Origin of the sequence: Alcaligenes parafaecalis (genome assembly GCF_026344135.1) — a bacterium.
Taxonomy (GTDB): Bacteria; Pseudomonadota; Gammaproteobacteria; order Burkholderiales; family Burkholderiaceae_B; genus Alcaligenes; species Alcaligenes parafaecalis.
The window spans coordinates 476843-491012 of record NZ_JAPKNA010000003.1; the positions used below are offsets into that span (position 1 = coordinate 476843).

Genomic DNA, 14170 nt, shown 5'->3' on the forward strand with positions numbered 1-14170 from the left:
TTTTTACCTTAGGGCGGCCTGGCGGTAAAAAAAAACCGGGTCCAGGACCCGGTTTGAGTGAGTAGGGATTCGGTTTAGAGTGCGTCGCTGGCGTAATCTGCCAGACGGGAGCGCTCACCGCGTTGCAGGGTGATATGGCCTGCATGCGGCCAGCCTTTGAATCGGTCTACCACGTAGGTCAAGCCGGAACTGCCCTCGGTCAGATAGGGCGTGTCAATCTGGGCAATATTGCCCAGGCAGACAATTTTAGTTCCTGGACCGGCGCGCGTCACCAGTGTTTTCATTTGCTTGGGCGTCAGGTTCTGGGCCTCGTCGATGATCAGGAACTTGTTCATGAAGGTGCGACCACGCATGAAGCTCAGGGATTTCACCTTGATCTTGGAGCGCACCAGTTCCATGGTGGAGTTGCGGGGAGCCGCTTCGGTCCCTTGCGGATTGTTCAGGTTGCCAGAGGACTTGCCTGTGCCCAAATGCAGCACTTCCAGGTTGTCTTCCAGCGCACCCATCCAGGGCTGCATTTTCTCTTCTTCAGTACCAGGCAGAAAACCGATGTCATCACCCACGGGCACCGTGGCACGGGTAATGATGATTTCGTTGTAGCGCTTGGTCTCCAGGGTCTGGGTCAGCGCACTGGCCAGTGCCAGCAGCGTTTTACCCGTACCGGCGTGGCCCAGCAGGGAGACGAAGTCGAAATCGGGATTCATCAGCAAGTTCAGGGCAAAGTTCTGTTCGCGGTTGCGAGCAGTGATACCCCAGACATTGTTTTTGCCGTGGCTGTAATCGCGCAAGGTCGCCAGGACGGCTGTGTTACCCGCTGTTTCGCGGACCTGGGCGATCAGGGGATCATCCCCTTCGGTGAAGACAAACTGGTTGACCATGAACTGGCTGCACAGCGGCCCGCTGATGCGGTAGAAGGTGGTGCCGCCCTGTTGCCAGGACTCCATATTCTTGCCGTGCTTGGTCCAGAAGTTGTCCGGCAAGGGCATGACCCCGTCATACAGCAGGTCGGAGTCATCCAGCACGTGGTCGTGACGGTAGTCTTCCGCCAGCAGGCCCAGTGCCTTGGCCTTCAGGCGCATATTGATGTCTTTGGACACCAGAACCACTTCGCGCTTGGGCAGGCTCTGGGTCAGAGCATTGACTACAGCCAGAATGGCGTTATCGGCTTTGCCCAGCGGCAACTGGATAGGCAGGCTCGTGTCCAGGGCGCTGGTCTGGAAGGTGACGGCACCCAGAGCTTCGGTATTGCCAATGCCATCCAGATTGATGGGCTTGTCCAGACCATGATCGCCCACCAGGCCTTCCAGGGAGCGGCTGACTTGACGCGCATTGCGCGCCACTTCAGACAGGCCCTTTTTCTGGTGGTCCAGCTCTTCCAGCACCATCATGGGCAGGAAAATATCGTGCTCTTCAAATTTGAACAGCGAATTGGAATCGTGCAGCAAGACGTTGGTGTCCAGCACAAACAGCTTGCGCTGAGTGGGGGCCAGACGAGTGCGCTTGCTCGCTGCTCTTGCGGCGGGTTTGGGGGCGGCCGGAGTGGCGGCGGCACTGACGGGGGCTGGCTTGGCTACGCTGGCGGGGGCAGGAGCCGGAGCTGCTGCGGGAGCCGCTGGCGCCGTTTTGGCAGGCGCTATCTTTTTGGAGCGTGGCACAACAGCCGCTTTGCTGCTGGAGGCTTTGGGGCTGGCGGGCGGAGTGTCGGGTTCGTCTAGTGGTACGGGTGGATCGGCAAGGATGACACTGTCATCTTTTTCGCTAAGCAGGGTTCCCAGCTTGGTGGGCAACGTTGGTAGCGGCATATAACACGTACTCCTGGTTGTGTACCGACTTGCAGGTCGGCACGGTAAGGTTTCAGGCGGCTTGCTGGACAGCCTGCAATACAGCTTGGACGTGGCCGGGCACTTTAAGGCCACGCCATTCTTGAATCAACACACCTTGGGCGTCGATCAAAAAGGTGCTGCGCTCAATGCCACGTACCTGTTTACCGTACATGTTTTTCATTTTCATGACCCCAAACAGTTCGCACAAGCGCTCTTCGGTGTCGGCAAGCAAAGGGAAAGTCAGGGCTTGCTTGTCGATAAAACGTTCGTGCGAACCAAGCGAGTCGCGCGAAACGCCAATGATTCGCGCGCCTGCAGCCTCGAATTCGGGCAGGGCATCGCGGAAATTCTGGGATTCGGTGGTGCAGCCCGGCGTGTTGTCTTTGGGGTAAAAGTACAACACTGTCATTTTCCCTTTCAGGTCAGCCGCGCTGAACTCGCCCTGCGTGGAGGGCACGGAAAAGTCGGGGATGGGGGCACCAATTTGTACGGCAGTCATGCTTTTTCCTGTATCAGTAAGGCCGCAACGACTTTGCGGCCTTCAGCCATGAGGATATTGTAGGTTCTGGCAGCGGCCTGGGTATCCATGATTTCCACACCTATGCCCCACTGCAGCATTTCCTGCGTGACAGCCGGGTGCAAAAAGTGCTGGCGCTGGCCAGTACCGATCAAAATCAGTTCGGGGGCGTTGTCAGGGCGCGCCACGGGGGCGTCGTCCAGAAAAGCCATGGGGTCTTGCTTGACCGATTCCAGTCCGGCGATCCGGCGCAGCAGCACGGCTGTCAGCTCGGAGGCACTCTGAATGGCCAGGTCCTGCACGGGACCTTCGGGACTAAAGAAGATGGAATGATCGTGGTTTTGAAAATTGATCGCCACGTAGTCTTCACCATAGGCGGTGATGGCATTCATGGCTGGATTGTGTTCGCGTTGCAGTTGCACGATGAGTCTCTCCCGTTTTCAGCTTCGATGATAGCGCAAAGCGCCAGCGACAATGCGGCACCTGATCTGTTTGCAGTGATTCTCAGTAAGTCAATCATGGATTAAACTCTTTGATTAACTTTTACCTTCTGGTTTGGGTCAGCCGCTTTTTTCTTATCAAGGAATGTCATGATTCGCTTTCCGCGCATCGAGCGTTTGCCGCCTTATGTGTTCAACATTACTGGCGAGCTGAAAATGGCCGCCCGCCGTCGTGGCGAGGACATTATTGACATGTCCATGGGGAACCCGGACGGCGCGACACCGGCGCACATCGTGGAAAAGCTGGTCGAGGCGGCCACCCGCCCGGATACTCATGGTTATTCTGTCTCCAAAGGCATCCCGCGTCTGCGCCGAGCCGTGACCAATTGGTACGAGCGCCGCTACAATGTGCACTTGGATCCTGATAGTGAAGCGATCGTTACCATCGGTTCCAAAGAAGGTCTGGCCCACTTGATGCTGGCAACCCTGGACAAGGGCGACACCGTTCTGGTGCCCAACCCCAGCTACCCCATTCATATTTATGGTGCCGTCATTGCCGGTGCCAATATTCGTTCGGTGCCCATGGTCCCTGGCGTGGACTTTTTCGAGGAAATCGAAAAAGCCGTGCGGGAGTCCATTCCCAAGCCCAAAATGATGATTCTGGGTTTTCCCAGCAATCCGACGGCCCAGTGTGTGGAGCTGTCCTTTTTTGAGCGTATTGTGGCGCTGGCACGCGAGCACAATATTCTGGTGGTACACGATCTGGCCTATGCCGACATTACCTTTGACGGCTACGTGGCCCCCTCCATCATGCAGGTGGAAGGCGCGCGCGATGTGGCGGTCGAGTTCTTTACCATGAGCAAAAGCTACAATATGGCCGGTTGGCGTATTGGCTTCATGGTGGGGAACGCCTCGCTGGTCAATGCCCTGGCACGGATCAAGAGCTACCACGACTACGGCACCTTCACACCGATTCAGGTGGCGGCCATTGCGGCCCTGGAAGGTCCACAGGATTGTGTCACCGAGGTGGTGGAGCAGTACCGCCGCCGTCGTGACGTACTGGCCAAGGGCCTGCATGAAGCAGGCTGGATGGTCGATGTCCCCAAGGCATCAATGTATATCTGGGCCAAGATTCCCGAGTTCTACAAGGACATCGGTTCGCTGGAGTTTGCCAAGCGCTTACTGAGCGATGCCAAAGTAGCCGTATCCCCCGGCATCGGCTTTGGTGAGTATGGCGACAACTATGTGCGCTTTGCGCTGATCGAAAACGAGCAACGTACCCGTCAGGCGGTACGCGGCATCAAAGAAATGTTCCGTAAGGACGGATTTGTTCAATGAGTCCTATCAAAGTAGGTTTGCTGGGTTTGGGTGTGGTTGGCAGCGGCACCTGGAACGTATTGAAACGCAATGCAGATGAAATCGCTCGCCGCGCCGGTCGCCGTATTGAGGTGGTCGCTATTGCTGTGCGTGACCTGGAAAAGGCACGCGCGCTGGTTGGGGACGAAGTCACCCTGACCACAGACGGCATGGACGTGGTGCGTAACCCTGATATTGATATTGTGGTCGAGCTGGTGGGTGGCGACACCCTGGCACGCGAGTGGGTGATGGAAGCGATTGCCCAGGGCAAGCACGTGGTCACCGCCAACAAGGCGCTGCTGGCCAAGCATGGCAACAAGATTTTTGCCGCTGCTCACGAGCGTAGTGTCATGGTGGCATTTGAAGCTGCTGTGGCCGGTGGTATTCCTATCATCAAGGCAATTCGCGAAGGCCTGACGGCTAATCGTATTCAGTGGCTGGCCGGTATTATCAACGGCACCACCAACTACATCCTGTCCGAAATGCGCAATCGTGGCGTCAGCTTTGCTGAGGCCCTGGCCGATGCCCAGCGTCTGGGTTACGCCGAAGCCGATCCTACTTTCGACATTGAAGGTGTGGACGCTGCGCACAAGCTGAGCCTGCTGGCCTCCCTGGCCTTCGGTATCCCTGTGCAGTTCAGCAAGGCCCACGTGGAAGGCATTACCAGCCTGGCACTGGAAGACCTGCAACACGCACAACGCCTGGGCTACAACATCAAGCTGCTGGGTATTACCCGCGCTCGTGAAGAAGGTATTGAATTGCGCGTACACCCCACACTGGTCCCGCTGCAAAGCATGCTGGCCAATGTGCAAGGTGCCATGAACGCGGTGCTGGTGCATGGCGATGCCGTAGGCCAGACCGTGTACTACGGCGCCGGTGCTGGTGCCTTGCCAACCGCTTCGGCGGTGGTGGCCGACCTGGTGGACGTGACTCGTCTGCAAACCGCAGAACCCGAACACCGCGTGCCTTACCTGGCTTTCCAGCACAACGCCATGTCCGATACCCCCATCCTGCCTATGGATGAAGTGGTGTCCTCGTACTACCTGCGCTTGCGTGTGGACGACCGTCCTGGAGTTCTGGCTGATGTGGCTCGCATTCTGGCTCAGGCTTCGATTTCGATCGGGTCCATGTTCCAGGAGCCGGCTGGCGAACAGGCCGATATCATCTTCCTGACGCACGAAGCGCGTGAAGGTGCCATCAATGGCGCGATCAGCCAGATTCAGAATTTGCCTTTTGTACAGTCTGCCGTGACCCGTTTGCGCGTGGAGAATCTGTAATGAATTACGTATCCACCCGTGGCGGCATGAAGGCGCAGCCATTCTCGGACATCTTGCTGGAAGGCTTGGCTCCGGATGGCGGTTTGGCCATGCCAGAAAGCTACCCTCAAGTCAGTGCAGAAACGCTGGAATCCTGGCGCGCACTGAGCTACCCCGAACTGGCCGCCAAAGTGCTGGGTTTGTTTGTCACCGATATTCCGGCTGATGAACTGTCCGCCTTGACGGCACGTGCTTATGCACCCGGCGTGTTCGACAGCGAGCAGGTTGTACCGGTCAAGGAGCTGGAACCCGGTTTCTCCTTGCTGGGCTTGTCCCAAGGTCCAACCCTGGCATTTAAAGACATGGCCATGCAGTTTCTGGGCCAGGTTTTTGAATACGTGCTGACACAGCGCAACAGCACCTTGAACATTGTGGGCGCCACTTCCGGCGACACGGGTTCGGCGGCTGAGTACGCTTTGCGCGGCAAGCGTGGCGTCAGCGTGTTCATGCTCTCGCCTTACGGCCGCATGAGCGCTTTCCAACGCGCCCAGATGTACTCCTTGCAAGACGAAAACATCCATAACCTGTCGGTAAAGGGTGTGTTCGATGATTGCCAGGATATCGTCAAGGCTTTGGCAGGCGATTTGCAGTTCAAGTCCCAGTGGCACCTGGGTGCCGTGAACTCCATTAACTGGGCACGTATTTCCGCTCAAGTGGTGTACTACTTCTGGGGCTGGCTGCGCAGCACGAATCAGGCTGGTCAAAAGGTCTCGTTTGCGGTTCCTTCGGGCAACTTCGGCAATATTTTGTCGGGTCACATTGCTCGCCAGATGGGTCTGCCTATCGCCAAGCTGGTTCTGGCCACCAACGAAAACAACGTGCTGGAAGAGTTCTTCCGCACGGGCATTTATCGCCCGCGTGGTTCCGAGCAAACTTACGCTACGTCCAGCCCGTCCATGGATATTTCCCGCGCCTCCAACTTCGAGCGCTTTGTGTTTGATCTGCTGGGCCGTGATGGCAGCAAGGTCAAGGCACTGTGGGAACAGTTGAGCAAAGAAGGCCAGTTCGACCTGAGCGAGCATCTGCCACGCCTCCAGGAAGAGTTCGGCTTTGTGGCCGGTGCCAGTTCGCACCAGGATCGTCTGAACACGATTGCCCAGGTGAATCAGCAGTACCAGACTCTGATCGACCCGCACACGGCGGACGCCGTCAAGGTGGCTCAGAACTTCCGCGAAGAAGGCATCCCCATGCTGGTGCTGGAAACCGCGCTGCCTGCCAAGTTCTCCGAGACGATTGAAGAAGCGATTGGTCAGCCTGCGCCAGTGCCTGAGCACTTGCGTGGTCTGGCAGATTTGCCGCAAAAAGTGGTCGTGATGGATGCGGATGTTGCTCAGGTGCGCCGCTACATCGAAGAACACGCTCCCACCTGATGTCGCTCGTTGCGCCGGATGTTTGTCCGGTGCAACCATAGCGGCCAGGTAGTAGTTTCAAACCCCGATTTTGATATTCCTGCTGGTCTGACTGATATTCAGTTTGCTACGCAGGAAAGCAGAAATCGGGGTTTTTGCGTTTTTGGCCGGTTTTCCGCAAGACTGGCAGAGCGGCGGTTTCGCCGCCAACTGAACTTTTTCTATCAGGTCTTCATCAAAAAAACACGATATGCGGGCATGATGTCTATGGCCTTTGGTATAGGCAGATAGGCGGCTCGTCTATCGAACATAGAGAAAGGATAGAAAGATCATGAGTAAAACGACTCACGTTAAATTACGCCCTCTGGAGCGCGAAGACTTGCGCTTTGTGCACTTGCTGGACAATAACGCCAGCGTGATGCGCTACTGGTTTGAAGAACCTTATGAAACCTATGGCGAGCTGGCGGCTCTGTACGACGAGCACATTCACGATCAGCGCGAACGCCGCTTTGTGGTGGAGTGGGAAGGGCAGCCATCGGGCGTAGTGGAGCTGGTGGAAATTGATTATGTACACCGCCGGGCTGAATTCCAGATCATTATTGCGCCAGAGTTTCAGGGCAAGGGGATTGCCTCGCGGGCGACCAAGCTGGCTATCGAATACGGTTTTGGGGTGTTGAACCTGTACAAGATCGTGCTGATTGTGGACAAGGAAAACCACAAGGCTATCCATATCTATCAGAAGTTTGGTTTCCAGGTGGAAGGCGAACTCAAGCATGAGTTCTTCATTAACGGCCAGTATCGGGATGTGGTGCGTATGTGCTTGTTCCAGCCGGAGTTTTTGGCGGCTCATAAGCCAGCGCAGACTTTGCTGACGCCCTTGGCGCAATAATGCCTTGCCGTAATAGCCCTTGTTTTGAAGGGATGCTAAGCGCGGTCCTGGTGTATGGCCGTATTCCTTGGCATGACTCTGTTTGATTGCCTGGGCGCGTGCTGAGCGTGTACCAGTTTGCTCAGTCGTGGCTCTTATAAATGTGCCGCTTTCAGACCGCTGCGCACAGCGCCTTCCAGCACACCGGGGTAGCCGGTATCGGTCCAGTCGCCCGCCACACGAATGGCTGGCCACGGTGTCGTTACCGAAGGACGGCGCAGGCCGGGAACGGCTGCAAAGGTGGCTCGCTTTTCGATAATCAGCTCGCTGGCTCGTACCGCTGGCATGGGTTTCAGATGCCGGGTTTGGCTGCGTACCTGTTCGATAATCGCGGCAATCGCTTGCTCGCGGTCCAGTGCTTGCAGGCGCACAGCGTCGCTGATGACGATTCCCACCAGCGTTTCGCCGCTACCCGGTTTCAGGGCACTGTGATCAAACAGCCATTGCCCGCCGCTGCCACTGCTATCGTCCAGCATCATCATGGAATGGGGCAGGTTCCAGGCGTGCTCCAGTTCCAGATACAGGGTGGCGATAGGGACATAGCTGAACGCCTCCAGATCCGCCAGCAGTTGTTCGCTGGCTGGGTTGCTGGGCAGGCTATGCAGCAGGCGCGCAGCTTGTACGGGCGGACAAGCCACAATGGCTGCATCAAACTGCAGGCCGTCAATTTGCACACCCGCTTCTGTCAGTTCCAGCCTCTGCACCCGGTGGCCCAGTTGTAGCTGAATATCGCGCAAGGCGGATTCGCACCAGAGCTGGCTTAAGTCAGTCAGCGGGATCAAGGTTTGGCTGGCTTGTCGGGGACCGCCCAGGCTATCGCGCAGCACATGGGCGAACAGTTGAGCGCAGGCCTGCTCAATAGGCGTATTCATGGCGGCTACGCATAGCGGTTGCCAGAACAGGCGGATGACATGGTTGTCTTGCTTGTGCTGCTCTAAAAGCTGCAACACCGTCAGACCTTTCGGGGTGTGCCATTGTTGCTTCATCAGCCAACGGCAAAACCGGGCCAGCTTGATTTTTTGCGACCAGTCCAGGCCTTGGGCACCCAGCAGGCCGGTCAATAAATGAAAAGGGGCGGGCAGGGGCCGATTGCGCAGACGAAAATGCCCGTCGGCCGAGATCACGTCCAGATCTTTGCGTTCCAGCCGGGACGCTTCGTCCAGCCCGATTTCCCCCATCAAACCCAAAATGACGGAGTAGGCCCCCAGCATGATGTGCTGGCCGTTATCAGTATCGCGCCCCAGATTGGGACTGTGTATGCGGCGGGCACGTCCGCCTATGTGACGCGAGGCTTCAAAGACACTGGCCTGATGGCCCAGGGTCTTCAGTCGCCAGGCGGCGGCACAACCTGCCCAGCCCGCTCCGATAACGGCGACCTTCATCGGCCCAGTTTGCGTTGCAAGCTACGTCCGCCTGAGACCCAGGTTTTCCAGGCCAGCCAGAACTTGCGAATGGGCGTCAGTGAAATACGCTGTTCCAGCACATGCCAGCGATCATTGGCAATTTCCACCAGCAGGGCATGGTAGATGGCAGCCATCAACAGGCCGGGGCGTTGTGCGCGGCGGTCAACAGCAGGCAGGGCGCGCATGGCTTGTCGGTACAGATCCTGGGCGCGCTCGGTTTGAAAAGCCATCAGGGCCTCGAAGCGTTCCGAGTGCTGCTGATCCAGAATCTCGTGGGGCGATACGCCAAATTTGTCCAGATCTTCCTGCGGCAAGTAGATACGACCACGACGAGCGTCATCGCCTACATCACGGATGATATTGGTCAGTTGAAATGCCAGGCCCAGTTTTTGCGCATAGTCGCTGGTCTGTTCCTGGGTTTGGCCAAAAATACGCGCCGACAGCAAACCCACCACGCTGGCGGCGTGCCAACAGTAGCGTTCCAGTTCGCTCCAGCTTTGGTAGCGCACCTGATCCAGATCCATTTCCATGCCGTCGATTACGGCCAGGAGCTCGTCCTGGGGTAGACCAAACGCTTCAATATGAGGCGCCAGAGCCTGCATCACCGGGTGATGGGCGCGGCCTTCGTACAGGTCAGCGACTTGCGTGCGCCACCACACCAGCTTCATGCGGGCGACCGATTCCTCGTGAACCTCGTCCACCACGTCATCAACTTCGCGGCAAAACGCATAAAGCGCCGTGATTGCGCGGCGGCGTTCAGGCGGCAGAAACAAAAAGGCGTAGTAAAAACTGGAGCCGCTTTGGGCTGCCTTGTTCTGACAATACTCGTCTGGGCTCATGGACGTTCAGGGTCGGTAAGGGGTACGGCTCAGGCCGCGGGCAATCAGGCGTAGCCAGTCCAGGCGGGACAGGGTGGGGCGATGGCTGAAGACATCAAACTGTACCGCTTCCAGGCGCTCCAGAATACGCAGGCCACCCAGGACCATCATTTTCAGCTCCAGGCTGATGCGTCCTGGCAAGTGCGATGCTAGCAACAGCCCGGCCTGCAGGCGCTGACGGGCATCCGTCACCAGCAACTGCATCATTTCCTGCCAGCGTGCATCAGCCTCGGGCTGACGCAGCAATTGGCTGCGGGCCTGGATGTAATCATCATCCAGATCGTATTGGGCCAACAGGTCTTGCGGGATGTAGACACGATTCTTGTGCCAGTCCAGCGCCACGTCCTGCCAGAAATTAACCAGTTGCAGCCCTGTACAGGTGGCGTCGGCCATCTCGACCAGCTCCGGGCTGTGGGCATCATATAAATGCAGCATCAGGCGGCCAACGGGGTTGGCCGAGCGCGTACAGTAATCCAGCACCTGGGCCATATCGCTGTAGCGATGAGTGGTGACATCCTGGCGAAACGCGGACAGCAAATCCAGAAACGGTTTAAGTGGCAACTGGAAGTTGCTGATGCTGCTGGCCAGGGGAACAAAAATGGTGCTGTGTGGGGTATCAGCCAGAACGGGCTGATGATATTGCAGTTGTTCTATTCCGGCTTCGAACTGCGCGAGCAGTTCCAGGCGCTCGGCAGCGCTTAAATCGCCTTCATCAGCAATGTCGTCGGCGCTGCGGGCAAAACGATAAATATCGATGACCGGTCGGCGTAGCCGACGAGGTAGCAGTACCGAGGCGACAGGGAAGTTTTCATAGTGCTCGATAGACATAGTCCGCCAGTATACGGCTTTCGTTTCCACTAGGGCTGGTTTAGACTTTCGTATTGCTTCGGGGAGAACCATGCCACGTCCTATCTCGGCCACCATTCATATTGCGTCACTGCGTCACAATCTCGATATGGTTATTCAGAGCCTGAATAACGCCACGGCTCCATCTGGCGTGAAACGGCCCCATATCTGGGCCGTCATGAAGGCCAATGCTTACGGTCATGACATCGAAAATGCCGTGCGTGCTTTCAGTGCCGCCGAAGGCATGGCGATGCTGGATTTGAAAGAGGCCATTCGCTGTCGCGCTGCGGGCTGGACCGGCCCTATCATGCTGCTGGAAGGTTTTTTCCAGCCAGAGGATTTAGAGGTGCTGGCCGAGTTTGGTCTGACCACTGTTATCCATTGCCACGAGCAGCTCAAGATGCTGGAGCAGTGGAAAGGCGGGGTAGCCTTGAACGCCATGGTCAAGCTCAATAGCGGCATGAACCGCCTGGGTTTCAGCGTGGATGATTACCCCGCTGCCTTCGAGCGCGCCCAGCGTCTGCAAAAAGCGGGCAAGCTGGGTACGGTCGGTCGCATGACGCACTTTGCGCGCGCGGATGACAATATCGACGCCACGCTGGAGCAGATTCGCTGCTTTAACCGGATTACCGATGGTTTGCCCGGCCCGGTCAGTGTGTGCAACTCTGCCGCGACCTTGAGCCCCGATCTGGGTGCGTACATGCCCTCGGGCCCGGATCACTGGGTACGTCCCGGTATCTGTCTGTACGGCAGCTCCCCCTTTGCAGAGAGCAGTGCCGATGATTTTGGCCTGCAGCCGGGCATGACCCTGGCCGCTGAGCTGATCAGCGTGCGCGGCGTCAAGCAGGGCGAGGGCATTGGTTACGGCCACACCTATATTGCCGAGCAGGCCATGCGCATCGGCGTGGTGGCTTGCGGCTATGCCGATGGTTACCCGCGTCATGCGGGAACCGGCACCCCCATTACCGTCAACGGTGTACGTACCCGTTTGCTCGGTCGTGTCTCCATGGACATGTTGGCAGTAGACCTGACCCCGGTGCCCGCCGCCGGAGTAGGCAGTCAGGCGGTGTTGTTCGGTCAAGGCGGGCCCAGTGTGGATGAGGTTGCTGCAGCAGCGGGAACCCTGGGCTACGAATTGATTTGTGCGGTGGCACCCCGTGTGCCGCGCATCATCCAGGATTAACACCACCAAGGCATAGCCATGAAAAATAAATGTGTATTAATTACCGGCGCTACCAAAGGAATCGGCTGGGCAATCAGCCAAAGGCTGGCCGATGCCGGGGCCCACGTTGTGGGTCTGGCCCGTCACACGGAGAATATTGATTTCCCCGGTTATCTGTATTCCTGCGATTTGAGCAATGCAGGCGAGACCGAAGAAATGCTGCGTGTCATCCGTGAAAAGTATCCCGTGGATGCTGTCGTGAATAACGTCGGTGTCGTCGCCCCCGAGCCTATCGGCCAGGTGGACCTGGGTAATCTTTACCAGGTGTTTGACCTGAATGTGAGGGTGGCGGTGCAAGTGGCCCAGGCCTTCATCCCTTCGATGAAAGCGCGCAAGGAAGGCCGTATCGTCAATATTTGCAGTCGTGTGGTGCACGGCGGTTCCGACCGCACCAGCTATGCCGCCGCCAAAAGTGCCTTGCTGGGTTGTACCCGCACCTGGGCGCTGGAACTGGCACCTTATGGCATTACCGTCAATGCGGTCTCTCCTGGTCCGATCGAAACCGAAATGTTCCGTGCCAATCACCCCGTTGGTAGCGAGGCCGAGCAGCGCAGCTTGTCTTCCATTCCTTTGGGACGTTTTGGGCAGGCCGCGGAAGTCGCCGCTGCTGTCACTTTTTTGCTCAGCGATGAAGCTGCGTATATCACCGGCCAGAATCTGGGCGTAGATGGCGGCGGCAGTTTGGCCGGACGCTAAGGAAACATTATGGCCACCAGTACTCGTGCGGCCCGTAAGGCCAAAGTTGTATTTGTTTGCACAGAGTGCGGGGCAGATACACCCAAATGGGCGGGCAAGTGCCCGGCCTGCGGGGCGTGGAACAGTTTGCAGGAAACGGTGGAGGCCCCGGCTTCGGCAAGTGCCCACCGCTTTGCGTCTCTGGCCGGGTCTAGTCCGGTCCAAAGCTTGTCTGATGTACAGGCGCGGGAATTGCCGCGTGTGCCGACTGGCATAGGCGAGTTCGACCGTGTGTTGGGCGGTGGCCTGGTGGAAGGGGGCGTCATCCTGATTGGGGGCGATCCCGGTGTTGGCAAGTCCACGCTGCTGCTGCAGGCGATGGCGGCCTTGGCCCAGCAAACCAAAGTGTTGTACGTGACGGGTGAGGAATCCGCCGAGCAGGTTGCCTTGCGTGCCCGTCGTCTGGGCGTGCCTACTGAAGGCGTGGACTTGCTGGCCGAAATTCGCCTGGAGTCCATCACTCAGGCCTTGCAGTCGCATCAACCCAGTGTGGTGGTGATCGACTCGATTCAAACTCTGTATTCGGATCAGCTCAGTGCTGCACCGGGCTCGGTATCGCAGGTGCGCGAGTGTGCGGCCCAGCTTACCCGTTTGGCCAAGCAAAGCGGCACATCCATGATCTTTATCGGTCACGTCACTAAAGATGGGACGCTGGCCGGGCCACGAGTGCTGGAGCATATCGTGGATACGGTGCTGTATTTTGAGGGCGATACGCATTCGTCCTTCCGTATGGTGCGCGCGTTCAAGAACCGTTTTGGCGCTGTGAACGAACTGGGCGTGTTCGCCATGACGGAAAAGGGTTTGAAGGGGGTTAGCAATCCTTCGGCTCTGTTTCTGTCGCAGCATTCCCAATCGGTGGCCGGTTCCTGCGTGATGGCGACACAGGAGGGCACACGGCCCTTGCTGGTGGAAATTCAGGCCCTGGTGGATACCGCACATGTCCCGAATCCCCGGCGCCTGTCTGTGGGGCTGGAAAGCTCACGGCTGGCCATGTTGCTGGCGGTGATGCACCGCCATGCTGGCGTGGTCACCTATGACCAGGACGTATTTGTGAACGCCGTCGGTGGCGTAAAAATTACCGAGCCAGCCGCCGACTTGGCTGTTTTGCTGGCTATTTTGTCTTCCCTGAATAATCGTCCCTTGCCGCGAGGCTTGGTGGTATTCGGTGAAATTGGCCTGGCCGGTGAAATACGTCCGGCCCCGCGTGGGCAGGAGCGTTTGCGCGAAGCGGCCAAGCTGGGTTTCAGTATTGCTCTGATTCCTAAAAGCAATGCTCCGCGTCAGCCCGTTGAAGGCCTGGAAATCTGGGCGGTAGACCGGGTCGAAGACGCGGTCGAGCGTCTGCGCAACCTGTAAT

13 protein-coding genes are annotated in these 14170 nt (G+C 57.7%); 7 read left to right on the forward strand and 6 right to left on the reverse strand.

The genetic code is table 11. The features are described from left to right. Positions 1-74: 74 nt before the first annotated feature. From OSH09_RS12695 to OSH09_RS12705, 3 genes are read right to left on the reverse strand one after another with little or no spacing between them, the layout of a single operon-like run. Positions 75-1802, reverse strand: coding sequence for a PhoH family protein (locus OSH09_RS12695; protein ID WP_266121164.1), 1728 nt, complete (start codon positions 1800-1802; stop codon positions 75-77). A 52-nt stretch (positions 1803-1854) separates the two neighbouring features. Then, positions 1855-2322: a peroxiredoxin gene (locus OSH09_RS12700; RefSeq protein WP_207873674.1), complete on the reverse strand. Its 468-nt coding sequence runs from the start codon at positions 2320-2322 to the stop codon at positions 1855-1857. Then, a complete protein-coding gene (locus tag OSH09_RS12705; protein WP_207873675.1) occupies positions 2319-2762 on the reverse strand; it encodes an Mth938-like domain-containing protein in 444 nt (147 codons plus the stop codon). The genes OSH09_RS12700 and OSH09_RS12705 overlap by 4 nt, the downstream gene beginning before the upstream one ends. Positions 2763-2930: 168 nt before the next feature. On the opposite strand from OSH09_RS12705, the gene alaC reads away from it, so the two are divergent. The 4 genes from alaC (at position 2931) to speG (ending at position 7690) form a co-directional block, all read left to right on the forward strand. After that, a complete protein-coding gene (gene alaC, locus OSH09_RS12710) occupies positions 2931-4118 on the forward strand; it encodes an alanine transaminase (protein ID WP_222667426.1) in 1188 nt (395 codons plus the stop codon). Beyond that, complete coding sequence (locus OSH09_RS12715; protein WP_026484344.1) at positions 4115-5413, forward strand: homoserine dehydrogenase; 1299 nt, start codon at positions 4115-4117, stop codon at positions 5411-5413. Before alaC ends, OSH09_RS12715 begins: the two co-directional genes overlap by 4 nt. Continuing rightward, a complete protein-coding gene (gene thrC / locus OSH09_RS12720) occupies positions 5413-6822 on the forward strand; it encodes a threonine synthase (protein WP_266121165.1) in 1410 nt (469 codons plus the stop codon). The genes OSH09_RS12715 and thrC overlap by 1 nt, the downstream gene beginning before the upstream one ends. 310 nt (positions 6823-7132) lie before the next feature. Next, positions 7133-7690: a spermidine N1-acetyltransferase gene (gene speG, locus OSH09_RS12725; protein ID WP_221079784.1), complete on the forward strand. Its 558-nt coding sequence runs from the start codon at positions 7133-7135 to the stop codon at positions 7688-7690. 134 nt (positions 7691-7824) lie between these two features. Here the strand turns inward: speG and hpnE are convergent, their stop codons facing one another. Genes hpnE through hpnC form a run of 3 tightly spaced genes read right to left on the reverse strand, consistent with a single transcriptional unit; the run spans position 7825 to position 10838 of the window. After that, entirely contained in the window at positions 7825-9111 is a 1287-nt protein-coding gene (gene hpnE, locus OSH09_RS12730; RefSeq protein ID WP_207873679.1) for a hydroxysqualene dehydroxylase HpnE, read from the reverse strand. Next, complete coding sequence (hpnD, locus tag OSH09_RS12735) at positions 9108-9971, reverse strand: presqualene diphosphate synthase HpnD (protein WP_207873680.1); 864 nt, start codon at positions 9969-9971, stop codon at positions 9108-9110. Before hpnD ends, hpnE begins: the two co-directional genes overlap by 4 nt. 6 nt (positions 9972-9977) lie before the next feature. Then, positions 9978-10838 (reverse strand): squalene synthase HpnC, encoded by an 861-nt coding sequence (gene hpnC / locus OSH09_RS12740; RefSeq protein ID WP_207873681.1) that lies wholly within the window; start codon positions 10836-10838, stop codon positions 9978-9980. A 70-nt stretch (positions 10839-10908) separates the two neighbouring features. Here hpnC and alr point away from each other — a divergent pair, with 70 nt between their 5' ends. The 3 genes from alr to radA are packed head-to-tail and all read left to right on the forward strand — an operon-like array spanning position 10909 to position 14169. Further along, the gene (gene alr / locus OSH09_RS12745; RefSeq protein ID WP_222667421.1) at positions 10909-12039 is read left to right on the forward strand and encodes an alanine racemase; all 1131 of its coding nucleotides are present in this window, start codon (positions 10909-10911) and stop codon (positions 12037-12039) included. Between the two features lie 18 nt (positions 12040-12057). Then, positions 12058-12774 (forward strand): SDR family oxidoreductase, encoded by a 717-nt coding sequence (locus OSH09_RS12750; RefSeq protein ID WP_207873683.1) that lies wholly within the window; start codon positions 12058-12060, stop codon positions 12772-12774. Between the two features lie 9 nt (positions 12775-12783). Further along, positions 12784-14169 (forward strand): DNA repair protein RadA, encoded by a 1386-nt coding sequence (radA, locus tag OSH09_RS12755; protein WP_222667419.1) that lies wholly within the window; start codon positions 12784-12786, stop codon positions 14167-14169. Position 14170: the final 1 nt, after the last annotated feature.

Excerpts from the sequence above, each read along its gene's own strand:
- OSH09_RS12695 (WP_266121164.1), bottom strand. The coding sequence starts at position 1,802 with ATGCCGCTACCAACGTTGCCCACCAAGCTGGGAACCCTGCTTAGCGAA.
- OSH09_RS12700 (WP_207873674.1), bottom strand. The coding sequence starts at position 2,322 with ATGACTGCCGTACAAATTGGTGCCCCCATCCCCGACTTTTCCGTGCCC.
- alaC (WP_222667426.1), top strand. The coding sequence starts at position 2,931 with ATGATTCGCTTTCCGCGCATCGAGCGTTTGCCGCCTTATGTGTTCAAC.
- OSH09_RS12715 (WP_026484344.1), top strand. The coding sequence starts at position 4,115 with ATGAGTCCTATCAAAGTAGGTTTGCTGGGTTTGGGTGTGGTTGGCAGC.
- thrC (WP_266121165.1), top strand. The coding sequence starts at position 5,413 with ATGAATTACGTATCCACCCGTGGCGGCATGAAGGCGCAGCCATTCTCG.
- speG (WP_221079784.1), top strand. The coding sequence starts at position 7,133 with ATGAGTAAAACGACTCACGTTAAATTACGCCCTCTGGAGCGCGAAGAC.
- hpnE (WP_207873679.1), bottom strand. The coding sequence starts at position 9,111 with ATGAAGGTCGCCGTTATCGGAGCGGGCTGGGCAGGTTGTGCCGCCGCC.
- hpnD (WP_207873680.1), bottom strand. The coding sequence starts at position 9,971 with ATGAGCCCAGACGAGTATTGTCAGAACAAGGCAGCCCAAAGCGGCTCC.
- hpnC (WP_207873681.1), bottom strand. The coding sequence starts at position 10,838 with ATGTCTATCGAGCACTATGAAAACTTCCCTGTCGCCTCGGTACTGCTA.
- alr (WP_222667421.1), top strand. The coding sequence starts at position 10,909 with ATGCCACGTCCTATCTCGGCCACCATTCATATTGCGTCACTGCGTCAC.
- OSH09_RS12750 (WP_207873683.1), top strand. The coding sequence starts at position 12,058 with ATGAAAAATAAATGTGTATTAATTACCGGCGCTACCAAAGGAATCGGC.
- radA (WP_222667419.1), top strand. The coding sequence starts at position 12,784 with ATGGCCACCAGTACTCGTGCGGCCCGTAAGGCCAAAGTTGTATTTGTT.